Source organism: Qipengyuania aurantiaca, from assembly GCF_019711375.1.
Taxonomy (GTDB): Bacteria; Pseudomonadota; Alphaproteobacteria; order Sphingomonadales; family Sphingomonadaceae; genus Qipengyuania; species Qipengyuania aurantiaca.
In genome coordinates this window covers 628,303-649,570 of the sequence record NZ_CP081295.1, presented here as the reverse complement: position 1 = coordinate 649,570, position 21,268 = coordinate 628,303, and the positions used below count along the sequence as shown (strand labels likewise).

Annotated in this window: 20 protein-coding genes, 2 tRNA genes and 1 pseudogene; 10 read left to right on the top strand and 13 right to left on the bottom strand. The window is 61.5% G+C overall.

Going from position 1 to position 21,268, the window contains the following annotated elements; translation table 11 throughout:
* Positions 1-40: 40 nt before the first annotated feature.
* Both K3148_RS03125 and K3148_RS03120 read left to right on the top strand, forming a co-directional pair.
* Positions 41-2,134 carry a RelA/SpoT family protein gene (locus tag K3148_RS03125; protein WP_221425870.1) on the top strand — a complete coding sequence of 698 codons (2,094 nt, stop codon included), beginning with the start codon at positions 41-43 and terminating at the stop codon, positions 2,132-2,134.
* A complete protein-coding gene (locus K3148_RS03120; protein ID WP_221425869.1) occupies positions 2,131-2,496 on the top strand; it encodes a VOC family protein in 366 nt (121 codons plus the stop codon). Before K3148_RS03125 ends, K3148_RS03120 begins: the two co-directional genes overlap by 4 nt.
* Here the strand turns inward: K3148_RS03120 and K3148_RS03115 are convergent.
* From K3148_RS03115 to K3148_RS03105, 3 genes are read right to left on the bottom strand one after another with little or no spacing between them, the layout of a single operon-like run.
* Positions 2,493-2,927, bottom strand: a complete 435-nt coding sequence (locus tag K3148_RS03115) for a hypothetical protein (protein WP_221425868.1) — start codon at positions 2,925-2,927, stop codon at positions 2,493-2,495. The two genes, K3148_RS03120 and K3148_RS03115, sit on opposite strands and share 4 nt — an antisense overlap.
* Positions 2,924-3,241, bottom strand: a complete 318-nt coding sequence (locus tag K3148_RS03110) for a DUF1905 domain-containing protein (protein ID WP_221425867.1) — start codon at positions 3,239-3,241, stop codon at positions 2,924-2,926. The genes K3148_RS03115 and K3148_RS03110 overlap by 4 nt, the downstream gene beginning before the upstream one ends.
* Positions 3,238-4,287: a peptidylprolyl isomerase gene (locus K3148_RS03105; protein ID WP_221425866.1), complete on the bottom strand. Its 1,050-nt coding sequence runs from the start codon at positions 4,285-4,287 to the stop codon at positions 3,238-3,240. The genes K3148_RS03110 and K3148_RS03105 overlap by 4 nt, the downstream gene beginning before the upstream one ends.
* Positions 4,288-4,630: 343 nt before the next feature.
* Here K3148_RS03105 and K3148_RS03100 point away from each other — a divergent pair.
* Together K3148_RS03100 and K3148_RS14010 are read left to right on the top strand one after the other, a co-directional pair.
* Positions 4,631-4,721: transfer RNA gene (locus K3148_RS03100), tRNA-Ser, on the top strand.
* Positions 4,722-5,206: 485 nt separating this feature from the next.
* On the top strand, positions 5,207-5,536 hold the full coding sequence (locus K3148_RS14010; protein ID WP_425594654.1) for an Arm DNA-binding domain-containing protein: 330 nt from the start codon (positions 5,207-5,209) through the stop codon (positions 5,534-5,536).
* Here the strand turns inward: K3148_RS14010 and K3148_RS03095 are convergent.
* The 4 genes from K3148_RS03095 to K3148_RS03080 all read right to left on the bottom strand — a co-directional run bounded on the left by K3148_RS03095 (position 5,475) and on the right by K3148_RS03080 (position 10,842).
* Positions 5,475-9,638 (bottom strand): endonuclease/exonuclease/phosphatase family protein, encoded by a 4,164-nt coding sequence (locus K3148_RS03095; RefSeq protein WP_221425865.1) that lies wholly within the window; start codon positions 9,636-9,638, stop codon positions 5,475-5,477. The genes K3148_RS14010 and K3148_RS03095 overlap by 62 nt on opposite strands.
* 519 nt (positions 9,639-10,157) lie before the next feature.
* Positions 10,158-10,373, bottom strand: a complete 216-nt coding sequence (locus K3148_RS03090) for a hypothetical protein (protein ID WP_221425864.1) — start codon at positions 10,371-10,373, stop codon at positions 10,158-10,160.
* 3 nt (positions 10,374-10,376) lie between these two features.
* Positions 10,377-10,607 (bottom strand): hypothetical protein, encoded by a 231-nt coding sequence (locus K3148_RS03085; protein WP_221426741.1) that lies wholly within the window; start codon positions 10,605-10,607, stop codon positions 10,377-10,379.
* A 94-nt stretch (positions 10,608-10,701) separates the two neighbouring features.
* Positions 10,702-10,842 (bottom strand): hypothetical protein, encoded by a 141-nt coding sequence (locus K3148_RS03080; RefSeq protein ID WP_221426740.1) that lies wholly within the window; start codon positions 10,840-10,842, stop codon positions 10,702-10,704.
* Between K3148_RS03080 and K3148_RS03075 the strand changes: the two are divergent.
* The 3 genes and pseudogenes from K3148_RS03075 to K3148_RS03065 form a co-directional block, all read left to right on the top strand.
* Positions 10,831-10,995: pseudogene (locus K3148_RS03075) on the top strand (IS3 family transposase); the annotation flags it as partial. The gene K3148_RS03080 and the pseudogene K3148_RS03075 sit on opposite strands and share 12 nt — an antisense overlap.
* 345 nt (positions 10,996-11,340) lie before the next feature.
* Positions 11,341-12,399, top strand: coding sequence for a phosphatase PAP2 family protein (locus K3148_RS03070; RefSeq protein ID WP_221425863.1), 1,059 nt, complete (start codon positions 11,341-11,343; stop codon positions 12,397-12,399).
* A complete protein-coding gene (locus K3148_RS03065; protein WP_221425862.1) occupies positions 12,396-13,589 on the top strand; it encodes an O-antigen ligase family protein in 1,194 nt (397 codons plus the stop codon). Before K3148_RS03070 ends, K3148_RS03065 begins: the two co-directional genes overlap by 4 nt.
* 299 nt (positions 13,590-13,888) lie before the next feature.
* On the opposite strand, the gene hspQ is transcribed toward K3148_RS03065, so the two are convergent.
* Positions 13,889-14,269 (bottom strand): heat shock protein HspQ, encoded by a 381-nt coding sequence (gene hspQ / locus K3148_RS03060; RefSeq protein ID WP_006833258.1) that lies wholly within the window; start codon positions 14,267-14,269, stop codon positions 13,889-13,891.
* Positions 14,270-14,430: 161 nt separating this feature from the next.
* On the opposite strand from hspQ, the gene K3148_RS03055 reads away from it, so the two are divergent.
* A tRNA-Ser gene (locus tag K3148_RS03055) sits at positions 14,431-14,520 on the top strand.
* Positions 14,521-14,559: 39 nt separating this feature from the next.
* On the opposite strand, the gene K3148_RS03050 is transcribed toward K3148_RS03055, so the two are convergent.
* Genes K3148_RS03050 through cysG form a run of 5 tightly spaced genes read right to left on the bottom strand, consistent with a single transcriptional unit; the run spans position 14,560 to position 19,103 of the window.
* Positions 14,560-14,964, bottom strand: coding sequence for a DUF934 domain-containing protein (locus K3148_RS03050; protein WP_221425861.1), 405 nt, complete (start codon positions 14,962-14,964; stop codon positions 14,560-14,562).
* 2 nt (positions 14,965-14,966) lie between these two features.
* Positions 14,967-15,692, bottom strand: coding sequence for a phosphoadenylyl-sulfate reductase (locus K3148_RS03045; protein WP_221425860.1), 726 nt, complete (start codon positions 15,690-15,692; stop codon positions 14,967-14,969).
* Entirely contained in the window at positions 15,682-17,370 is a 1,689-nt protein-coding gene (locus K3148_RS03040) for a nitrite/sulfite reductase (protein WP_221425859.1), read from the bottom strand. Before K3148_RS03040 ends, K3148_RS03045 begins: the two co-directional genes overlap by 11 nt.
* On the bottom strand, positions 17,363-17,710 hold the full coding sequence (locus K3148_RS03035) for a DUF2849 domain-containing protein (RefSeq protein ID WP_221425858.1): 348 nt from the start codon (positions 17,708-17,710) through the stop codon (positions 17,363-17,365). The genes K3148_RS03040 and K3148_RS03035 overlap by 8 nt, the downstream gene beginning before the upstream one ends.
* Positions 17,703-19,103, bottom strand: a complete 1,401-nt coding sequence (gene cysG, locus K3148_RS03030; RefSeq protein WP_221425857.1) for a siroheme synthase CysG — start codon at positions 19,101-19,103, stop codon at positions 17,703-17,705. Before cysG ends, K3148_RS03035 begins: the two co-directional genes overlap by 8 nt.
* 141 nt (positions 19,104-19,244) lie before the next feature.
* Between cysG and K3148_RS03025 the strand changes: the two genes are divergently transcribed.
* Together K3148_RS03025 and K3148_RS03020 are read left to right on the top strand one after the other, a co-directional pair.
* Entirely contained in the window at positions 19,245-19,715 is a 471-nt protein-coding gene (locus tag K3148_RS03025; RefSeq protein WP_221425856.1) for an Lrp/AsnC family transcriptional regulator, read from the top strand.
* A gap of 98 nt (positions 19,716-19,813) precedes the next feature.
* Entirely contained in the window at positions 19,814-21,238 is a 1,425-nt protein-coding gene (locus K3148_RS03020; RefSeq protein WP_221425855.1) for an aldehyde dehydrogenase family protein, read from the top strand.
* The last annotated feature ends 30 nt before the right edge of the window (positions 21,239-21,268 follow it).

The window sequence follows — 21,268 nt, the reverse complement described above, 5'->3', positions numbered from 1 at the left end:
GTTGCATTGCAGCAGGGTTTGCCCACATCGTAGCGCCACGATGCTGCGCCAGTACGAACTCGTAGAGCGGGTCCTCGAATACGACCCCGACGCCGACGAGGCGATGCTCAACCGCGCCTATGTCTATACGGTGCAGAAGCACGGCACCCAGACGCGCGCCAGCGGCGATCCCTATTTCAGCCACCCTGTCGAAGTGGCCGGGCTGATGACCGACCTCAAGCTCGACCAGGAAACCATCGCCACCGCGCTGCTCCACGACACGGTCGAAGATACGCTTGCCACTATCGACGATATCGAGGCGAATTTCGGCACCGAGGTCGCGCGGCTGGTGGACGGGGTGACCAAGCTTTCCAAGATCGAGCAGATGCCCGAGAACGAGCGCGCGGCGGAGAACCTGCGCAAGTTCCTGCTCGCCATGAGCGAGGACATCCGCGTGCTGCTAGTCAAGCTCGGCGACCGCCTGCACAACATGCGCACGCTCCACTTCATCAAGAAGCCCGAAAAGCGCCAGCGCATCGCGCGCGAGACGATGGATATATATGCCCCGCTGGCCGAGCGCGTGGGCATGTACGAATACATGCGCGAAATGCAGCTGCTCGCGTTCGAGCAGATCGAGCCGGAAGCTTACGCCACGATCACTAACCGGCTCCAGCAGATCCGCGACGAGGACGGCGGGCAGGTCGATGCCATCGCACTCGACATGAAGCATGCGCTGGCCAACGCCGGGCTGCAGGTCGAGGTCTCGGGCCGCGAAAAGCATCCCTATTCGATCTGGCGCAAGATGGCCGAACGCCACGTCAGCTTCGAGCAGGTGACCGACATCATGGCCTTCCGCGTGATCTGCGACGATGTGGCCGATTGCTACCGCGCGATGGGTGTCCTGCACACGACCTGGCAGTTCCTGCCGGGCAAGTTCAAGGACTACATCTCCACCCCCAAGACCAACGGCTATCGCAGCCTCCACACCTCGCTGATCTACGGCAAGTCGATGCGCGTGGAGGTGCAGATCCGCACACGCGACATGCACCGCACCAACGAATTCGGCCTTGCCGCCCACTGGGCCTACAAGCAGGGCAACCGTCCCGATGGCGCGGTCGGCTGGCTGCGCGACTTGATCGAGATCGTCGATGCCAGCCACGATGCGGAGGAACTGCTCGAGCATACGCGCATGGCGATCTATCAGGATCGCATCTTCGCTTTTACCCCCAAGGGCGCGCTGTTCCAGCTGCCCAAGGGCGCGACTGCGGTCGATTTCGCCTTCGCGGTCCACACCGACCTCGGCGCGCAGACGGTGGGCGCAAAGATCAACGGGCGCCACATGCCGCTGCGCACGCAGCTCAACAATGGCGATGTGGTCGAAATCCTGAAGGGCAAGGACGCCGAGCCGCAGATGAGCTGGCTCGGCTTCGTCATCACCGGCAAGGCGCGCGCCGCCATCCGCCGTGCGGTGCGGCTGAAGGAGCGCGGCGAGGTGGCCGAGATCGGCGCCAAGCTCTATGACGAGATCGTCACCCGCGTGCCCGCCAAGATCGGCAAGAAAGCGCTGCGCGATGCGCTCAAGCGGCTTGAAATGGATGAGCCGGACGATCTTTTCTACGCCATCGGCGCGGCCAAGATCACCGATCGCGCGGTGATGGAAGCGCTGATGCCGGGCAGCACGGAAGGCATGGCGGACGAGGACGACGAATGGCTGCGCAGCGGCAAGTCGCTCTCGATCCGCGGGCTGACGCCGGGCGTGGGCTACGACCTGGCCGAATGCTGCCACCCCGTGCCGGGCGACCGGATCGTGGGCCTGCGCAAGCCCGACAAGGGCGTCGAGGTCCATGCGATCGACTGCCACCAGCTGGCGACCGGGATCGACGACGACTGGCTCGACCTCAGTTGGGGCAAGCGTTCACGCGGCGCGGTCGGCCGCCTGCGCGTCACGCTTTACGACCGGCCCGGGACGCTGGCCGAAATGGCGGGCATTTTCGCGCAGAACGCGGTCAATGTGAAAAGCCTCGAACAGACCCAGCTCGACCACCCCTTCACGACCTATGAGGTCGACCTCGAAGTGCAGGACCTTGCCCACCTCACCCGTATCCTCAGCGCCCTTCGCGCGAGCGACTCGGTCGCACAGGCCGAACGCGCATGAGTTTGCTCCTTGGAATAGACCACATCCAGCTCGCCATGCCGCATGGCGGCGAACCGCATGCGCGCGAATTCTGGACCGGCGTCATGGGGCTGGAGGAAGTGACCAAGCCAGCGCACCTGGCGCTCAACGGCGGCTGCTGGTTCGAAGGTGAGGGGCTGGCGATTCATTGCGGGGTGGAGGACGGCTTCCTCCCCGCCCGCCGCGCGCATCCTGCGCTGCTGGTCGAGAACCTCGGCGCGCTGGTGGCCAAGCTGGAAGCGAGCGGCGTCGGCTTCAAGGAAGGCAAGCCGCTCGATGGCTATCGGCGCGGCGACATCGCCGACCCGTTCGGCAACCGCATCGAGCTGATGGAAAAGCTCTAGAACTTTTGTTCCGTAAAGCGCTGCAGCACGGCGCGGTGGCCCGGAACGGTCAGTACCATGCGGTCACCCTCGACCTCCATCGTATAGGGGCCATGTAGAAACCGATAGTAAAGCCTGTCGGATGGCCGCTCGATGCAGGCTTGCAAAGTACAAATCTGTCCGCCGTCATCCGAAGTACCGCAGTAGTTGCAGCCATTATACCATTGGCTGACTTCGCCCCAGTGTACGCGGATGGAGTATCCGACCAGGCTTACATCCCGGCCATCGATGGTTTTGAATTCCCACAAACCATCTTCCTGTGGGGCAGCGATGAGATGCCACAGCGTCTCACCGGGTGGCATCGCGATACCCAGGCCGCCTGCAACTGCCGCGAGGCCAAGGCCTGCCGCAGTTACCCAGGCGAGGCGCTTGTGATGTTGGCCCCGGCTCACAGCAGCTCCAGTTCGAAAGCCACCGGGTCTCCTTCGGCAAGGTCTTCGGCGCGCATCACCTTTCTGGAGATAAGTAGCACCCATTCGGATTTGGCCCTTTGCGGGAAGACAGAGGTCTTCCACTCAGTCTCGCCCACGCGCGCCACGACCTTCACCGAGCCGAAGCCGCGCCGCGCGCCGAATTCCAGCCGGTGCATCCGCTCGTGCATGGCGATGGCTTCGGCCGTCTGACCGGTGATGGTGACGAGGTGATAGGTGCCGCGATCCCCCTGCCAGCGGGTAAGCGGCAGGGTGCAGGCCAGGCTCTCGCTCACTTGCCCACGCGGCGCACGGGTATGGTGATGTTGCAGATGTCGACGCCGCCAGCGGGAATGTTGAAGAAGGGATCGCGGCGGTTGGCGCGCGCGTCGGCGTAGCGGGCGAAGGTCTCGCCCTCGGTGTCGAGATATTCGAAACGGGGCTGTTCGCCTTCGGGCAGGTCGGCGGCGACGCGCACGGTGAGGATGGATGTGCGCCTGCTTTCGTCCTCGTAGAAGCCCAGCTGCCCCTTGCCGCGTGGCAGGCTGGAAAGATGCTCGATCCCTTCCACGATCCGCCCTACCAGCGCGATGTTGCGGTCGAGATGGCGCGGCGCATGGCCGATGACCGTGTAGAGTTCCGCGCCGGTACCCGCATCGGGCGTGAGGTTTCGGCCCACCCCGACCATGCCGTAACAATGGACTGGCCAGACCCGCGCCGTCGCCTCGTTTTCGCCCTGGCCATAGTCGGAGGCGAGCGGCCAGCCTTTGTAGGGCAGGGAGAGCTGAGCGTAAGGATCGGTCAGCCCGTTGGCGAGGATCATGCCCGCCGTCGCATCGGCGGTCACGATCGGCTGGTCGGTTTTGAGCGCGCGATCGCGGCTGCTGTCCGCAAGCAGACGCGGGAGGCCGATGGCCTCGGCAGGAACGGTGTAATGCGCCTCGTCGGTCGGCACGAGGCCTTCGGGCAGGGACTTGGGTTCGCCGTCACTTTCGGGATTGTCGTAATTGGCATCGCCCCACTGGACAACGTAATTGTCCTGCACGCGGTTGACCGAGATGTCGTCGAACCATCCACTGCGCGCGAAGGTTCGGATATTGGCGGTCCAGTCCTCGCTGAAGGGGGCGGGCATGAGCTGGATGACGACCTTGCGTTTCTCGCCCATCGCATCGGGCGCCAGCGTCATGACGATCAGGTCCTCGGGCCGAATCGCAATCCATTCTTCGGCGCTCGCGCCTGCGACGATTTCGCCGGGGCCGGGGAAGGTTTCGGCCTCCTCCTGCGCAACAGCGGGGGTGGCAAGGGCGAGCATCGCGGCGAGCGAAATCAGGTGCTTGGTCATGGCTGCGCAGCTTGGCAGGCTTGCGCCAAAAGAAAAGCCCCCTCTCGCGCATTGTGCGGGGCGAGAAGGGGCTCTGTAGCGGTGTTCGCAGGGAATGCTTTTCCGCGCAGCACCGCGACTTGGGGGTCTACCGGATGAAATGCGCAGGCGCGCGAGGCGGTTCCAACGGTTCGTCGCAATTTTACGCGGCCCACCGCGACACGAATGGTTGCGCCCCATGTCCCTTGTCGCTAGAGGCGCGCATTCTTGTTTGGCCTCCCGCGCGATGCGCTGCGTAAGGCCGGGCGGTCCGATCCACACCACGTGCGCTCACGCGGCACGGCGAGGGCGCAAACAGGAACGCGGAGCAGTGGCCGAGTGGTCGAAGGCGCACGCCTGGAAAGTGTGTATACGGTAACCCCGTATCGAGGGTTCGAATCCCTCCTGCTCCGCCACCCTTCTACAGGACGGGCCCGATGGTGGATCCGCGAGAGGCCGAGAACCCGCCGGTTCGAACTCGAAGCGGGCGTAAGCTCGCGCAGAGGGCCGAAGCGCAGCGCAGGCCGATCCCTCCTGCTCCGCCATCCCTCAGAAACCACACAGGTCAAATAAGGCTTACTACGGCGCAGCAGCCTAAAGATTGCGCCATTCGCTGACTAGATTCTAGATCAATTGATTTCTAGCGAACTCAATCGGGCTCGAAGAACTTGGGGCGCCAGCAGGGGCATCAGAACTGCGAATGGGGGCAACAAGCCCTGACCTCTCCCGGTGAATGCCTAAATTCACTCTCGAAGACTCGATAGTCAATAGGCTTTTGAATAAATCCATCTTAAATGAGAGCAAACGGGCTCAATCAATACCCATTTTCTTAAGACATGAGTGGGGCGATGAATTATACTCCTAAGAAGGAAGTTGGAAGTCCAAGAGGGAATTTTTTCATATTCTCACCGTTGCCCAACGCCGCGGAGCCAAAGAAAAATGCAAAGATTACAAACTGACTGATGCGGATGGCCTATCTCTATATCTCCCGCAAACCGGGCATCGTTCTTGGCGCTATCGATATCATATTGGCGGAAAGCAAAAACAGATCGTTCTCGGCAGCCATCCTGAATTGTCGATTGGCTGCCGTGTGGATGAGCCGTTCTGCACTTCATCGCCCACGTGGGGGCCTGCGGCACGCATGGAGCGCAAGCCCCCTTGCGACTTGATTAGAAGACGGAGAATTCGCCCATATTCGCCGATAGGTCGGCGATCGCGATCTCATGGATAGGGGCGAATGCTGCCTCCGGCGGATCGCTGAAGGTCGTTGCGGCCGCAACATCATCGGCATCCGCTTCCAGAACCACGGCTACGAGCGTTCCATCGAGACGGATTTCCGTGTTTGCGCCCGACTGCGTGAATTCGACATTGGAACCGTTGCTTCCGTCAATTCGGATTGCATCCGGACCATCTCCGAAGTCGGCGATGATATCGGTTCCTTCCGAGGCGCGCAGCACGAAGGTGTCCGCGCCCCGTCCACCGAACAGCAGGTCGCTGCCTTCACCGCCGTCGAGGTAGTCCTTGCCGTTCCCGCCGCTCAGGACATCGTCGCCGTCGCCGCCGAAGAGCTGGTCCCAGCCATTTCCACCGAACAGCTCGTCGATCCCGGCATTGCCGATAAGGACATCAGAGCCATTGCCGCCGAAGATACGATCGTTTCCGTCATTGCCTTCGACCACATCGGCGCCACTGCCCGCGTCGATCTCCTGGAAGCCGATGTTGAACCGGGCGAGGACCGAGTCATGGTCCGACACGCCAGAGGCCGTGTGGATGTTCCGGTGCACGACATCGATCGCTGCACCGTCCATCAGGTTTTCGCTGGCGAGTATGTGATCGATCATCTGGGCATTGCCCTGGAAGAGGGTCGAATAACGCTCGCTCGCTTCAAGCAGATAGGCGAGGTTCGCCAGTTCGACATCGCTGCCATCGCTGACCATGCCGCCTGCGTAGTCGAGTTCGCCGGTGACGATCTGAAGCGTTTCCTCGAACTGGAAATCGTTGAAGTCGCCGCCAACCACGATGTTGACATCCGGGTCCTGCGCCAGCAGCGCGGTAACATAGGCGTTGAGCGCAGCAGCCTGTTCGGCACGCTGCAGGGCGCCGGCCATCTCGGGAGGCTGGTTGGCGGAGAAAATATTGTCCGAACCGATCAGCGAGGTGAAGTGGTTGCCGATTACCGTCACCTCTTCGCCGTTGAAGCCGAAGGTCGCAACCAGCGGCGTGCGGGCAAATGCCGGATCGTCGATAGTGAAGACCGAGGCCGGGTCCAGCGTGACGCTATCGGCACGATAAAGGAAAGCGACGCGGATGTTGCCGCCTGGCTGGCCACCCGTCTGCCCGTCAACGACATAAGGATTGTCGACCACGTAATAGACCACGCCGGTCTGGTCGTAGATCGCATCGGCCAGTTGCTGAAGCGTCATTTCGGCCGAAACCGTCCCGTCGTTCCACGAACCGCTGTCGTCCTGGATTTCCTCTAGAATGACGATGTCCGGAGCGTTCATCGCGACGCCGATGTCGAAGGCGATAGCTTCGAAACGACCGTCCGCGACATCGGTGTCGCCATCGGCATCGTTGATGTCGAGATTGAGCACATTGTAGGTAGCGACCGTCAGCTGGTTCACCGCGCCTTCGAGCATGGAGAATTCGCCAAGGTTGGTGCTCGGCGCGGCCACGGTCACGGCCTCGGTCGGACGCAGTTCGTAATTGCCGAAAGCGTAGTCGATGATGCCAGTCACGTTCTCGAGAGTCGCGCCGGGTGTCACATCGGGCGTGTCGAAGGTTACGCCGTTGAGCTCATAACCACCGTCGATCTGGATGCGCTCCGGATTGAAGTCAGAGCCTGCGCCGCTGTCGAATTCGCCAAGGCCGCCTTCACCACCGTCGATTACCACGAGGCCGGTCTCGGACACGTTCGTCGCTGTAAGCGTTCCGGCTGCGTCGCTGGCAACGGTCCAAAGCTCGCCGAAATTGTTGGTGCTGTCGATTGCGACCGGGTTCTCGACAGTGACGCGCATACCTTCGAGGCTTTCCCAGAAATCGATGCCGTCGTTCGCCGGATCATAGTCGGAAAGGCCATCATCATCGATGATCTCGGTGGGAGGGGTCACGCCATTGGGGCCGATGAGGACCGCTGCCGGGAGGGCGTTGCCACTGCTTTCCACCGTGATGCTGGCGTCGATCAGCTGGGTGGTCGAGAGATTGCTCTCATCGCCGCCCGGGGTGAATTCGTTCACCGTGCCGGTAACCGTCAGTGCATCGCCTGCGACGACCGTAGGGGCCGAGCGCGTAAACACGAAGATCGCGTCCGACGTTGCGGCGTTCCCGTCGCCATCGGCATCCTGCATATAGAACCCGTTCCGCGCCACGGCGGTCACGATGCCGGTCGTGGTCACGATATTGTCGACATAGATCGACTGATGGCTCTCGCCCTGGATTTCCCCGATCTGGAGGTTCAGGGCCTCGTCATTGATGATCGTCCCGGTAGCTTCGCCGTCACGGATATCGGCGCCGCCGGTTGGATTTGTCAGCTCGACGCCGAAAAATTCGGTCGGTTCGGGCTGCGTGTCGCCAGCCACTTCGATGGTGATCGTCGCGCTCGACTGGCCTGCTGCAAAGATCACAGTGCCCGACAAGGCGCCGGCAAAGTCTGCGGCGTCGGCCGACTGCGCGTTGTCTCCGAGGATCACCGAATAATCGACACTGACTTCGCCTTCGGTTCCACCGGTGCGGCGTACAGTGAAGCTCATGAGGCTGATACCAGCATCGCCCTCGGCCACGCTCGCGTCGTCGATATAGAAGCTGCCGTTCGGGTTGGGCGGAGTGAAATCCTGTCCGGCATTGACCGAACCGAAGCTGTCCCCGACCGGGCCGGTCCAGCTGAAGTCTTCGTAATTCGAACCCGTGCCCGAAAGCTGCAGCGAGAAGCCAGCAGGGCTGCCAGCCTCCTCGACGCCCACATCCTCGCTCGTCATGCCCGCGGCCGGACCGTCCGAGGCGACCATGGTGCCCTCGTAGGAAAGGAACTGGACGACATTTCCGTCTGCGTCGACGAGCGCAAAGCCATCAGGCGAACCGTTCTGGAGACCGCTCATGTCGAAGCTGATGGTGCCGAACCCATCGTCCTGGTCGGGGATGATGCCCGACAGGCTGACGGTGCGATAAGCGCCGCCGCCGTTGCCGTTGTAGAGCACGATGCTCCAGCCTTCGAGGCTGGTGCCGGCAGCACCGGCGAGTTCGATAGCCTCGCCGACATCGCCCCCCGAATTGTCGTAGTGGAATTCGTTGAAGAAGACATTCGCGTCGCCGGTTGCAGGCGGCGGGGGCGGGGGCGGCGGAGGCGTGTCGCCGAAGGTCTGGCCTGCATTGAGCGTGCCGCGGCTCTCTTCGAGCGGGCCAGTCCAGGTGAAGTCGATGGCTTCGCTGCCGGAGCCGGTGCGCTGGAGCGATTGTCCGGTAGGCGTGCCGCTGGTTTCCGCAACGCCCACATCGGTGCTGGTCATGCCATCCGCGGGGCCGCCGAGCGCGGTGAGAGTGCCCTCGTAGGAGAGAAATTCGAGCACGGTGCCGTCGGGCGCGACCAGTGCGATACCGTCGGGCGAGCCGTTCTGGATGCCGTTGCTCGGGAATTCGACCGCAATTGCCCCGAACCCGGTCCCTTCGTCGTCGATCACGAAGCCATCAAGCAACACGGTAGTGTAAGGCAACGAATTCGAGCCGTTGTAGAGAACCAGCGAATAACCGGTGAGATCGAGCCCAGCCGTGCCGGCGATCTCGACAAATTCGCCAACATCGGTGCTGGCGTTGTCGTAGTGGAATTCGTTGATGAAGACGAGCGGCTCGTTGCTGGCGATGATCTGTCTGGTGTTTGCCGCGCCCGAGGTGCTGGCCGAAGGCGCCGCCCAGGTGAAGTCGCCATATGTCGAGCCTTCGCCGGTCAGCTGGAGTGAATCCCCTGCCGGGGTGCTGCCGGTTTCCGCCACGCCGATGTCGGTGCTGACGAGCCCGTCTGCGGGACCGCCCACGGCGGTCATCGTGCCCTCGTAGGAAAGGAACATGACCACATTCCCGCCCACATCGACCAGGGCGATGCCGTCGGGCGCGCCGTTCTGGATGCCGTTGCTGGGGAAATTGACGGTCAGGAACTCGTCGCTGCCCGAAAGTGCGATCGTGTCGTAGGGGGCGCCGTTCGAACCATTGTAGAGCACCAGTGTCCAGCCGGTGAGGTCGATTTGATCGAGGTTGGCGATCTCGATGAATTCGCCGGTGTCTGTGCTGGCGTTATCGTAATGGAATTCGTTGATGAATACGCGCGTGCTGGCGTCTGCAACCATGATGTGACCCCTCGAGAAAAAGGAAAGCGCGACTCCGGACGGGTCGCTCTCGCGGGTCGAAGTGGTAAGGAAATCTTAAGACAAATGAATGACTCGCGACGCGTTATACGCCGATTAGTGGCCTACGTCCCGTTTCGGGACATCTTGAGGTGCAGCGGGTAGGCCAAAAGGGCGATCGAACGACGAGTGAGACCGTGTGCCGGTCCTTGCCTCGAAGGTTAGAAATATACGGGTCGGAGTAGGCTGATGTGCGTTACATCCGAAAAGTTGGTGGTTCTCCGAGTTGAGCCGCCAAAATGGCGGAATTCCGCTGCAAAAATTTCCTATTCGCCTCAAATTGTGCCGCGGTATTCGGCCGTATCAAAAAGGCAATGTCTAACCACTTAAGGTCTGCTTTGCGCCCTAGTTGCGGACTCACTGAATTGACAAAGAAGGCCTGATAGCGGAGCGACCGCTCTCCCAGGAGATTAATGGGCATATATACCTAATCAAGCGAGCATAGCACCAATCTCGCAATCGCTACGGAGAAGGGTTCATCTCGATCTCAGGCAGGATGAGCGGCAAGGGCTTTTCCCCAGCAAAGCAGCGATGGTCAAGCTTGTCTCGCGGATTATCCGGAAAATCGGCTATGACCTGAATAGCGCATCGATTGATGTTCAAGATCTGGCCGTGAGGGCCACTGGCGAAGATCACGTGGATCGCATGTGACAAGCGCCCGGCGACTTTTTCGCTCAAAACTTAAGGAGTCTGGACATCGAGCCCTCCGCTCAGGATTGGAACCCGAATGTCGCTCTCTATCTCGGCATCGGATGCATCCGGAAGCTGGGCGACACCATTTTTGTCGCACATCTCGGCATATTCCTGCCCTGCGACTTTAGCGAATGCCCTTGCGGAGCGACCGACGCTTTCGGCTTTGATTTCACCAAAAGATAGCGCAGAGCCGTCGGCCCAGTCGATTGCAAAGTGCATAAGCGGGGCCGCAGTGGTTTCGGGATCATTTCTGGCGACACTCGCACTTTCTAGGTTCAATTTGCCGAGAGAAAGTCCCGGAGCGTCGCGATTTCTAGAAACTACGCGCGAGCGCGACCGGAAGCGCCAAGACGCCGTGCTTGCTGATCTGCAGACCATAGATATAGCTAGCGAGGTCACCTTCGGTTCTCGCGATGTCGACCTTGTCAGCCTCTTCCGCGTCGTCGTCGAACATTACAACCATCAACGCTACCATGAGAGCCTCGACAACATGACACCTGCCGACGCCCAATTTGGCAAAAGATCGGCCACCATTAAACAACGACAAAGGATCAGGCGAAAGATGCTCGAATATCGGCACTTGCAACACCGCAAACTCGCTGCCTAAACATCAGTCCAAGGCGACGCCCACACTCCGCAATCCTACGCTGGAAGTTGTGCCAGAGGTTCTGACGATGGACACTGACGCGTTTTTGAGAAAGAAGCGACTGGCCGGTCAACCGGCTACGTCGAGGAAAGCGAATGCCACCGAGCGCCGAGGCTGTGAGGGCAGCTCGGACGCTAAGTCGCAGAACGGCGCGAGGATAGTTTCGAAAAGCTGGCGAAAGATCTTGATGCCTGACCGCGCTCGCCTGTAAAGTTTTTCAGCCGGTTTGAGGACGATGCTTCGGCTTGACGAAAAAGAAAGGAGCATTCGCTATGCAGGCAAGGCAGGAAGGATCGGGACTGTCACATGAAGAAAGCGATTACGCTTTTTGGAAGCCGCGATCCGATTCCGGAAGGGCGCGATGCCAGCGAACCACAGTCACCATTTCAGACCGAAAAATTCTGGGGCTATGCGGCGGTTGCGTTTGTCGCTGTCATTGCCGCAAGTGTGCCAGTTCCAGAGAACAATCGGAGCGAGGCCTTCATCATCCTCTCTCTGATCGGCATGGCGTTGATATTCCTCGGAAGGATTGTCCTGCTAGCGGTTCGACGACACCCTTCGCCTTTTCATCGACTTCTCTTAGATATCAGGGCGCACTGGCTCTGGGTTCTTACTTCATGCATGGTATTTCTATCCTTGGCGATCACACTCGAAACCGGAAGTGGAATTAAGAAAAGTATTCCTGAAGTCAGGCCGTTTTACGCCGATCCCTTTTTGATCGATGTCGACCGATGGATATTTGGCACGGATCCCTGGCGGATTACTCATGCACTATGCGGCTGGGCCACACCGGCCATTGCTTGGTTATATGACGGTTGGCATTTCGTTCACATCGGATTGGCGGTCTGGATCGCACTCTCTTTTGACGAGATGCGCAAGATACGCTTCGCTATTTGTTTTCAGCTCAGCTGGTTGTTACTTGGTGGTCTGACAGCTACCTTAGCCTCATCAGTGGGTCCCATAATGGTGGCTGACTTCTACGCTGATAATTCTTTCCTGCCACTGATCGCTGAATTGCAGGCTTCTGTGCCACGCGTTCTGGCGGTGAAGGATATCCTGATCTCAACCATGGACAATCCGACCCTGATAAGCGGAATTTCCGCTATGCCATCGATGCATGTGGCAATCGCGGTACTATTTGCCTTGTGGTTGCAGAGTTATCGCAAACCTATCCTTACTGTTATTGGTTGGGCCTATGCGTTACTTATCTATTTAGGTTCTATCCATCTGGGCTGGCATTACGCAACAGACGGGCCAGTCTCTGCCATTTTTGTGCTTCTCGTCTGGTGGGTAAGCGGCAAGGGTTTGTCTTCGCTGTCCGATCGACTCGAAACGCCTGAAAAACCAGCTAGCGTTTTATCATGACGTCACAAAACGAACGCTCTCCGATGTACGTCGTCCTGGCGATTATGCCGACAGCGATCGGTTTGCTGACCTATCAAATTCCGCATTCCGTCAATTTTCTGCCTTGGATTTGGCTCTATTTATGTCCGCTCATCGCAGCCGTTGTGCTGGCTGGGTCGCGGCAGAAATCCAAGTTATCCCGTCCGAGCTGGGGTGTCATCATTGCTTCGAGCGTAATTGTCGGGGCATCTCTTCTTTCTCTTCGGTATTCCGCCTCCGAACCTGTCGTCGCCGGTGTTTATTTGTTCCGAAACATCGCACTGCTGGTGTTGGCTTGGCTGATGGTTTCGATAGTGCCAGATTACCGAAGATTGTTTTGCGCGATCCTTGTCGGTTTATCTCTTTGGATAGCGCTCTGCTATCTTGTCATTGCCATTGAGGCAGGAAACCCGGACTATGATTGGCGCCGCTTTTTCGTGTCTGTCAGGCACGTACGCCATCTCGGATATCTCGTCGTTTTTCAGGTGGGCATCGCCGCAGGATTGGCCTTTACCAGTGATCGCCGCTGGCAGTTCCTGATAGCTATTTTGGCCGGTTTCACATTCGCAAACTTGGCAGGCGGCAGAGCTGCCATCCTGGCGTGCCTGCTTGCTGCCATGACCGCTGCCGTTCTTTCTCCGAGTTGGAAAAAGAACGTTGGCGCTGTGGCTTGCCTCTACGCCACGAGTGTTCCGCTCTCTTTCATATATATTCCGCCTCAAGACCATTGGGGCATTCAGCGGCTTATTCTCACGGTTCTCGGCTACACCGGTTCAGTGAACATGGAAGCGGGGCGAATGATGCTCTGGGAGCGGGCCTTGGATCTGATCCGCCAGGAGCCGTTCTATGGCCATGGCGACGGACAGTTCATTTATCACGTCCAAGACCTTTGGCCTGCCTTTCATCCGCACAATATTTATCTTCAGATGGTGGTGCAATTTGGAGTGATTGGCGCTCTCGCGGTGTCTTACCTTGTCGGTCGCGGCATTTGGATAAATATCCAGGGTCAGCATCGCAATGTTCCCGCCCTCGCAGCCGTCGCTGGTACTCTTGCCTTGGGACTTCTCGACGGACCCTTGTTCTATACTTCAGCCCTAACGCTGTTCGTGATGTGCTGCGCCGCGCTTTATCGGGAAGACAAGTTATTACGACAAGCCAGGGCGAAGCAGTAGGGGCTCCAACCGGCTCGCTCGATTGTCGTGCTTTGGAAACTCTGGAGTGCGCCGGCATAGGCTCGATTGGCGGCTTGTTAGCGAAGCCAAAAATTTCTCAAAAAAATCGTCAAATGCTTGCAGGTCGTTAACCTTCGCCGCTTACCAGCATGGGTACGGAGTTTCCCGTCGCAGCCCGACCCCAAGCGGGCGCGCGCAGTCACTCCCGGGGCGGACGACCTAGCCCTGAATTCGTCACGGGAGGGAGCCGGATCGCCAGGGGGCAGTCCGGCTCCATTCCGTTAAGCTGCGATGGGGCCTCAGTGCGTGAGGCGGTTGCGCATCCGGTAGCGCCCGTTTTCGAACTGTTCGAAATACTGGTGCACATCGGGATGCGAAACGGGCCCGGCCAGCGAATCGCGCACCAGGTTCTGCTGGCTGACGTAGGCGACGTAATCGCTCTCGTCGCTTTCAGCGAGCAGGTGGTAGAACGGCTGGTTGCGGTCGGGACGGATGTCCTCGGGGATCGACTGGTACCAGTCCTCGCTATTGGCGAAAACCGGATCGACGTCGAAGATCACGCCGCGAAAGTCGAACGCCTTGTGTCGGACCACGTCGCCAATGGCGAAGCGCGTGAGGATACGGCGCGGCGCCTCGAGAGTGCGGCCGGCCTGTGCGGAGAAAAACGATGCCCTGTCCATGAATAGGCAGGATATGGTGCGCCGCGGCAAATCGACAAGGGGTAGCGGCAATCCATCCCCCGTTTTCGCGCGCGAAAGGGGTTGGCAAGGGCGCAAGAGGTGGCTATTGGCCGCGCTCGCTTCGACCGGGGCCCATGGCCCATCAAGCGCACCCGACATGCGGAGAGGTGGCAGAGTGGTCGAATGCGCTGCACTCGAAATGCAGTATACGGGCAACCGTATCGAGGGTTCGAATCCCTCCCTCTCCGCCAGTCACCTTTCCTGAAAATCGACCGGGCTGCGCAGCGCGATCAGGCGGCGCCTTGCACCAGTTTTGCGCGGTAGGATTTCCAGTCTTCGACCTGCCACAGCTCTTCGGGCTGGCGCGCGGCGAGGGCGTCGTCGATCTCGACTTCGTCGAAACCCGATTGGAGCGCGTGGCGGAACTGGTCGGAGATGACATAGCCCGAAGCGCGCAGCGTTCCTGCATACCCCATTTCGCGCAATTCGCGCGCGATGCTGAAGCCGCGCCCGTCGCCATAGGTGGGGAAGGGGATGCGGATCAGCGCGATGTCGCCGATGCGCGGAGCCAGCACGGTCGGGTCGGCGTCGTTCGGCAGGTCCACGGCGAGGTCGCTGCCAGCGGGCAGCTCGTCATGGGGCGCGTAGCTGCGGTTGTCGTCGGGGCGGAAGCCTGCGGGGGTAACGAGGGTCATGCTCAGATTCCTGCTCCGGCGATAAATTGGCCTTCGACATAATGGATGCCGCATTCGGTCTTCTCGGTGCCGCGCCAGCGCCCGGCGCGGGCGTCTTCGCCGGCCAGCACGAGGCTGGTGCAGGGCGCGCAGCCGATGCTGGGATAGCCCTGGCTCACCAGCGGGTGGCGCGGCAGGTCGTAGCGGTCGAAATAGTCGCGAATATCGGACGGGGTCCAATCGGCGAGGGGGTTGAGTTTCACGCGGCCCGCGCCGTCCTGCTCGACCGGCTGCATCTCGGCCCGCTTGTCGTTCTGGAACTTCTTGCGCCCGGTGATCCAGGCATCGAAGGGCGCGAGCGCGCGGCGCAGCGGCTCGCTCTTGCGAAGATTGCAGCAGGCATCGCTGTCGTTGCGGTGGAGGAGGCCGTTGGGGTCTTCCTCCGCCAACCGCTGGCGGGTCGGGCGGACGAGCTGGACATTCGTGAGGCCCAATAGGGCAGAGACCTCGCGCTGGTAGTTCAGCGTTTCGGCAAACAGCATCCCGGTTTCATTCAAGAGGATCGGCGTGTTCGGATTGATGCGCGCCACCATGTCGAGCAGCACGATGGATTCCGCGCCGAAGCTGGACACCATTGCGACGCGGCCCGGATAGTCGCGCAGGATGGACTCGGCCAGGAAGGCGAGGGTCTTGCCCTCGCGCTCCGGCGTCAGGCGCGCATCGCCGTAGAGATCGCCCTCAAGCAGCACGGGCGCTTTCCTTGGGCGGGTAGAGCGCGTCCTTGAACGGCTGGATGCCCACACGTTTCACGGCCTTGAGGAAGGTTTCGTCCTTGTCCTGCCTGAGGCCGAGATAGGTTTCGACCAGCCGTTCGATCGCAGGCACCACATCCTCGGCATCGAAGCCCGGGCCGAGGCGCTGGCCCAGCTGCAAATCCTGCGTGTGATCGCCGCCGAGCGTAATCTGGTAATTCTCCTTGCCGCCCTTATCGAGCCCGAGGATACCGATGTGACCGACGTGGTGGTGTCCGCAACTGTTGATGCAGCCGGATATCTTGATCTTCATCTCGCCGATGGTGCGGGCATAGGCGCTGTCGGCGAAATGCTGGGCGATATCCTTGGCGATAGGGATCGAACGCGCCGTCGCCAGCGCGCAATAGTCGAGCCCCGGGCAGGCGATGATATCGCCGATCAGATTGATGTTGGCCGTGGCTAGGCCTGCGCCCTTCAGAGCGTCGTAGATCGCCGGCAAGTCGCGCTTGGCGACATGCGGGAGGATGAGGTTCTGTTCGTGGCTGACCCGGACCTCGTCGTGCGAATAGCGTTCGGCGAGATCGGCCACGACCTGCATTTGCGCGGTGCTGGCATCGCCCGGCGCCTCGCCCACGGGCTTGAGGCTGATCGAGACGATCGTGTGGCCCGGCTCGCGGTGCTCGGTCAGGTTCACCTGGCACCATTCGGCGAAGGCCGGATCGTTGGTGAGTCGCGCGTCGAGCGCGTCGTCCGTGTCGGGCAGGGTCTCGAAGGCGGGCGGCGCGAAGGCCTGTTCGATCCGTTCGACAACTGCGGGGTCGGGGATCAGTGAGGGACCGTGATGGCGTTCCAGCAGGTCCGCGAATTCCTCTTCCACCTGCGCGCGGAAGCTGTCGAGCCCCTCTTCCATGACGAGGATCTTGATGCGCGCCTTGTACTTGTTGTCGCGCCGTCCGTGGAGGTTGTAGACGCGCAGGATCGCCTCGCAATAGGCGAGTAGATGCTCCTTGGGCAGGAAGTCGCGAATGGTCACGCCGACCACCGGCGTACGGCCGAGGCCGCCGCCCACGATCACCTTGTAGCCGATCTCGCCCGCCTCGTTATTCACGATCTGGATGCCGATATCGTGCGCGCGGGTGACGGCGCGGTCCTCCTCGGCGCCGGTTACGGCAATCTTGAACTTGCGCGGAAGGAAAGCGAATTCGGGATGATCGGTCGACCACTGGCGCAGCAGCTCTGCGGCGGGGCGCGGGTCCTCGATCTCGTCCTTCGCGGCACCGGCGAAATGATCGGCGGTCACGTTGCGGATGCAATTGCCCGAGGTCTGGATGGCGTGCATCTCGACATCGGCCAGCGCGTCGAGGATGTCGGGCAGGTCGACCAGCTTGGGCCAGTTGTACTGGATGTTCTGCCGCGTGGTGAAGTGGCCATAGCCCTTGTCCCAGCGCTCGGCGATCATGGCCAGCTGGCGCATCTGGGCGGAGTTCAGCGTGCCATAGGGGATGGCGACGCGCAGCATATAGGCGTGCAGCTGGAGATAGATGCCGTTTTGCAGGCGCAGCGGCTTGAACTCGTCCTCGGTCAGTGCGCCGGAAATGCGCCGCGCAACCTGGTCGCGGAAGGTCGCGACACGGTCCTTCACATAGGTGCGGTCGAACTCGTCATAGCTATACATGGGCGGTGCCTTCGGCTTCGCTGCCGGTCTGGAGGAGAGTGGGGTCGGCCTGCCGCCCGAGGTCCGGGCGGTTGGTGGGGCCACGGTCGCGGATGACTTCGCGCAACGTCACGGGGCGCGGGGTGCCGCCGTCTTCGAGCGTCACCTCGACATGGGCGACATCGACCACCTGGCGCGTTGCGGAGGCCTTGGCGGCCAGCGCGTCGAGCTCGTCCTTGTCGGTCGAAACAGCAGCCTGCTGGCGGCTGGTGGTCCAGACACCCTCGCGGCCGAGGTAAAGGACATGGCCTTCTAGCAAATCGTTCGCGCTGACCAGCTGGGGCTTGGGTGCCTTAGGCATGGGTGGCGGTCCTTTCGTCGATCAGGCCGGAGCCTTGCGCGGTTCGCGGCGCGATGCCGAGATAGAGGATGGCCGGGCCCTTGATGCTGCCCTTGGCCATGGCTTCGGGCAGGTCGGCCAGCGTCGCGGCGACTTGCTTGCGATCGAGCCGCGAGACGTTCTCGATCACGGTCACGGGCGTGGAGGTGTGCGCGCCATGCATGATCAGGCGGCCCTGGATGAAGCGCGCGGCCCGCACGCCCATGTAGATCGCAGCCGTCGCGCCGGGCGCGGCGAGCGAGTTCCAGTCGTGCTCGGCAAAACCGTCGATATCGTGGCCGGTGAGGAAACGCAGGCTGGAGTTGCGGCCGCGGCGGGTGAGCGACTGGCCGAGTTCGGCGGCGCCCGCGATGGCCGCTGTGATGCCGGGCACGACTTCGAAGGAAACGCCGGCGCGTTCGAGCGCGGTCACCTCCTCGTCCAGCCTGCCGTAGATGCCGGGATCGCCCGATTTGAGGCGCACGACCTTCTGGCCCTTCTGCGCCTCGGTGACGATGAGCGCGTCGATGTCTCCCTGCTTCCAGCTTGTGCCATAGGGCGACTTGCCGACTTCGATGATCTGCGCCTCACGCCGGGCGAGCTCCATCACCTGTGGCGAAACGAGCCGGTCGTGGATGACCACGTCTGCATCGCCCAGCAGGCGGTGCGCCTTGCGGGTGAGGAGTTCGGGATCGCCGGGGCCTGCGCCGACCAGCGCGACATGGCCTTCGCTCCCGCGTGTCCCGGCTTCGTCCAGCAGCGTCTCGAACAGGTCTTCGGCTGCGGGTGCGCCGCCGTCCGCAAAGGCACGGCGGCCTTCCTCGCCGAAGAACCGCGCCCAAAGGCCGCGCCGCTTCGAGCCTGCGGCAACCGCGTTTGCCCGGTGGCGCAGCGTGGCGGCGAGCTTGGCGAGTTCGCCGGTCGACTGGCTCACCAGGCCTTCGATCCGTGCCTTGAGCTGCCGCGCCAGCATCGGGGCGGTGCCTTCGGTGCCGATGGCGATGACGACCGGGTCGCGGTCGACGATGGCGGGCGTGATGAAATCGCACAGGGCGGGGGTGTCGACCGCGGTGACCAGCAGGCCCGCAGCGCGGCCCATGGCGACATCGTGCTCCATCGCGTCCTCGCTGTCCTCGCGCGCGACATAGAGAAGGTCAGCGCCGGCAAGGTCTGCGGGCGCGGGGAAGCGTTCGACATGCTCGACGCGGCCTTCTTCGGCCCAGCGGAGGACCTGATCGGTTGGCGACGATCCGAAAACCGTGATCCGGGCCTGCGATTTGACCAGCAGGCGCAGTTTCGCCGTAGCCGCCCCGCCCGCTCCGGAAACGATGATCCGGGAGGCCGAGGTGTCGAGAAAGATTGGAAGATAGCGCATGCAGAATCCGTGGGGTTCGATTGTGCATTGCGACATAGGATATTTTCCCGCTACTAACGAGGCGTGCGCGGGTTTTAGGGAATATCTTCCCTTCGAGGCGTGCAATTCGAAAACATCGTCCACCAATGCGAGGGATTTGGAATGGCTATCAAGATCGACGCGCTGGACCGGAAAATCCTTCGCCTGCTGCAGGAGGACGCGACCCCCGGCCTCGATGAAATCGCGGCGCGCGTCGGTTCGTCGAAAACGCCCGTTTGGAACCGCATCCGCAAGCTGCGCGAGGCCGGCGTGATCGAGCGGCAGGTGGCCATCCTCGATGCCGAGGCGGTGGGTGTGGGCAGCTGCTTTTTCGTCCTCGTGCGCACCTCGCGCCACGATGCGGAGTGGCTGGCCGACTTCATGGCCGCCTTGAAGGCGCGGCCCGAGATCATGGAGGCGCACCGGCTGGCAGGCGAGATCGATTATCTGCTCAAGGTGCGCGTGGCCGATGCGGCGGGCTATGATCGTTTCTATCGGTCGCTGATCGAGGACGTCAGCATCTTCAGCGTGACCGCACTTCTTTCAATGGAAGAGATGATCGCCAAGACCGCGCTGCCCCTGCCTGCCGAATAGCACGCCGCGCCGCAGCTTCGCGGAAGGCGTTTGCCAAACGCGGGCAAGAGACTACGTTTCTCTCCGAAACCGATTCTAGGCGTTTTGAGGAGAGAGCCATGACCAAGACCTATTCGAACCTGATCGACGGCGAGATGGTCACCACCGCCGCGACGCTCGACGTCGTCAATCCGGCGAACGAAGAGGTCGTCGGGCTGGTCCCCTCCTGCGGCAAGGACGAACTCGACCGCGCCGTCGCCGCCGCGCGCACCGCCTTCAAGAGCTGGCGCAAGACCTCGGCGGAGGAACGCCAGAAGGTCGTCATGGGCATTTCGGCCGCGATCAAGGAAAACGCCGACGAGCTGTTCCGCCTGCTGACCACCGAACAGGGCAAGCCGCATGCGCAGGCGCAGATGGAAATCTTCGGGGCAGCCGGCCTCGCCGCCGCGCAGTCGGGCCTGACGCTCGACGATGTCATCAACCAGGACGACGACACCCGCCTCAGCCGCACGCGGCGCGTGCCGGTGGGTGTGGTCGGCGGCATCGTTCCGTGGAACTTTCCCGTCATGATGGCGATCCAGAAAATCGTGCCCGCGCTGATTTCGGGCTGCACAATCGTGCTCAAACCCTCGCCGTTCACGCCACTCACCACGCTGCGGATTGCCGAGCTAATCAAGGACGTTGTCCCCGCCGGCACGGTCAACATCATCACCGGCCCCGACGAGCTCGGCCCGCTCATCACCGAGCACCCCGATATCGACAAGATCACCTTCACCGGCTCCACCGCGACGGGCAAGAAGATCATGGAAGGCGCGGCGGGAGACCTGAAGCGCATTACGCTGGAACTGGGCGGCAACGACGCTTCGATCGTGCTGCCCGATGCCGATGTCGAGAAGGTGGCCGAACAGCTGTTCTGGTCGAGCTTTTCCAATGCCGGGCAGATCTGCGTGGCGGCCAAGCGCATCTACATCCACGAAGACATTTACGACGACCTTTCCAAGGCCATCGCCGAATACGCCAAGACCGTGGTCGTCGGTGACGGATCGCAACAGGGCACGGGCGTCGGTCCGATCCAGAACAAGAAGCAGTTCGAGCGCGTGTGCGAACTGATCCAGGACGCCAAGGACAACGGCTACCAGTTCCTGACCGGCGGCGATGTCGATCCTTCGGGCACGGGCTATTACGTGCCGATCACCATCCTCGACAATCCGCCCGAAGACGCGCGGATCGTAGCCGAAGAGCAGTTCGGCCCGGTCATGCCGCTGATGAAATTCGGCAGCGTGGAAGAGGCCATCGAACGCGCGAACAATTCGGAATACGGCCTTGCCGGTGCAGTCTGGACCAAGGACACCGACAAGGGCGTCGAAATCGCCGAACAGCTCGAAACGGGCACGGTGTGGATCAACGAATTCCTGCACATCTCGCCGCTCGCGCCCTTTGGCGGGCACAAGCAGTCGGGCTTCGGCGCGGAATACGGGATCGATGGACTGAAGGAGTTCACCTATCCGCAGGTGATTACCGTCAAGCGCAACGCCGAGGTCTGACCTTGCATGCGCATCGCGCGCGCCTAGGGT

Bases quoted from the DNA above. Each gene is read 5' to 3' on its own strand.
- K3148_RS03125 (WP_221425870.1), top strand. From the start codon at position 41: ATGCTGCGCCAGTACGAACTCGTAGAGCGGGTCCTCGAATACGACCCC.
- K3148_RS03120 (WP_221425869.1), top strand. From the start codon at position 2,131: ATGAGTTTGCTCCTTGGAATAGACCACATCCAGCTCGCCATGCCGCAT.
- K3148_RS03105 (WP_221425866.1), bottom strand. From the start codon at position 4,287: ATGACCAAGCACCTGATTTCGCTCGCCGCGATGCTCGCCCTTGCCACC.
- K3148_RS03095 (WP_221425865.1), bottom strand. From the start codon at position 9,638: ATGGTTGCAGACGCCAGCACGCGCGTATTCATCAACGAATTCCATTAC.
- K3148_RS03085 (WP_221426741.1), bottom strand. From the start codon at position 10,607: ATGCACTTTGCAATCGACTGGGCCGACGGCTCTGCGCTATCTTTTGGT.
- K3148_RS03080 (WP_221426740.1), bottom strand. From the start codon at position 10,842: ATGTTCGACGACGACGCGGAAGAGGCTGACAAGGTCGACATCGCGAGA.
- K3148_RS03070 (WP_221425863.1), top strand. From the start codon at position 11,341: ATGAAGAAAGCGATTACGCTTTTTGGAAGCCGCGATCCGATTCCGGAA.
- K3148_RS03065 (WP_221425862.1), top strand. From the start codon at position 12,396: ATGACGTCACAAAACGAACGCTCTCCGATGTACGTCGTCCTGGCGATT.
- hspQ (WP_006833258.1), bottom strand. From the start codon at position 14,269: ATGGACAGGGCATCGTTTTTCTCCGCACAGGCCGGCCGCACTCTCGAG.
- K3148_RS03050 (WP_221425861.1), bottom strand. From the start codon at position 14,964: ATGACCCTCGTTACCCCCGCAGGCTTCCGCCCCGACGACAACCGCAGC.
- K3148_RS03040 (WP_221425859.1), bottom strand. From the start codon at position 17,370: ATGTATAGCTATGACGAGTTCGACCGCACCTATGTGAAGGACCGTGTC.
- K3148_RS03035 (WP_221425858.1), bottom strand. From the start codon at position 17,710: ATGCCTAAGGCACCCAAGCCCCAGCTGGTCAGCGCGAACGATTTGCTA.
- cysG (WP_221425857.1), bottom strand. From the start codon at position 19,103: ATGCGCTATCTTCCAATCTTTCTCGACACCTCGGCCTCCCGGATCATC.
- K3148_RS03025 (WP_221425856.1), top strand. From the start codon at position 19,245: ATGGCTATCAAGATCGACGCGCTGGACCGGAAAATCCTTCGCCTGCTG.
- K3148_RS03020 (WP_221425855.1), top strand. From the start codon at position 19,814: ATGACCAAGACCTATTCGAACCTGATCGACGGCGAGATGGTCACCACC.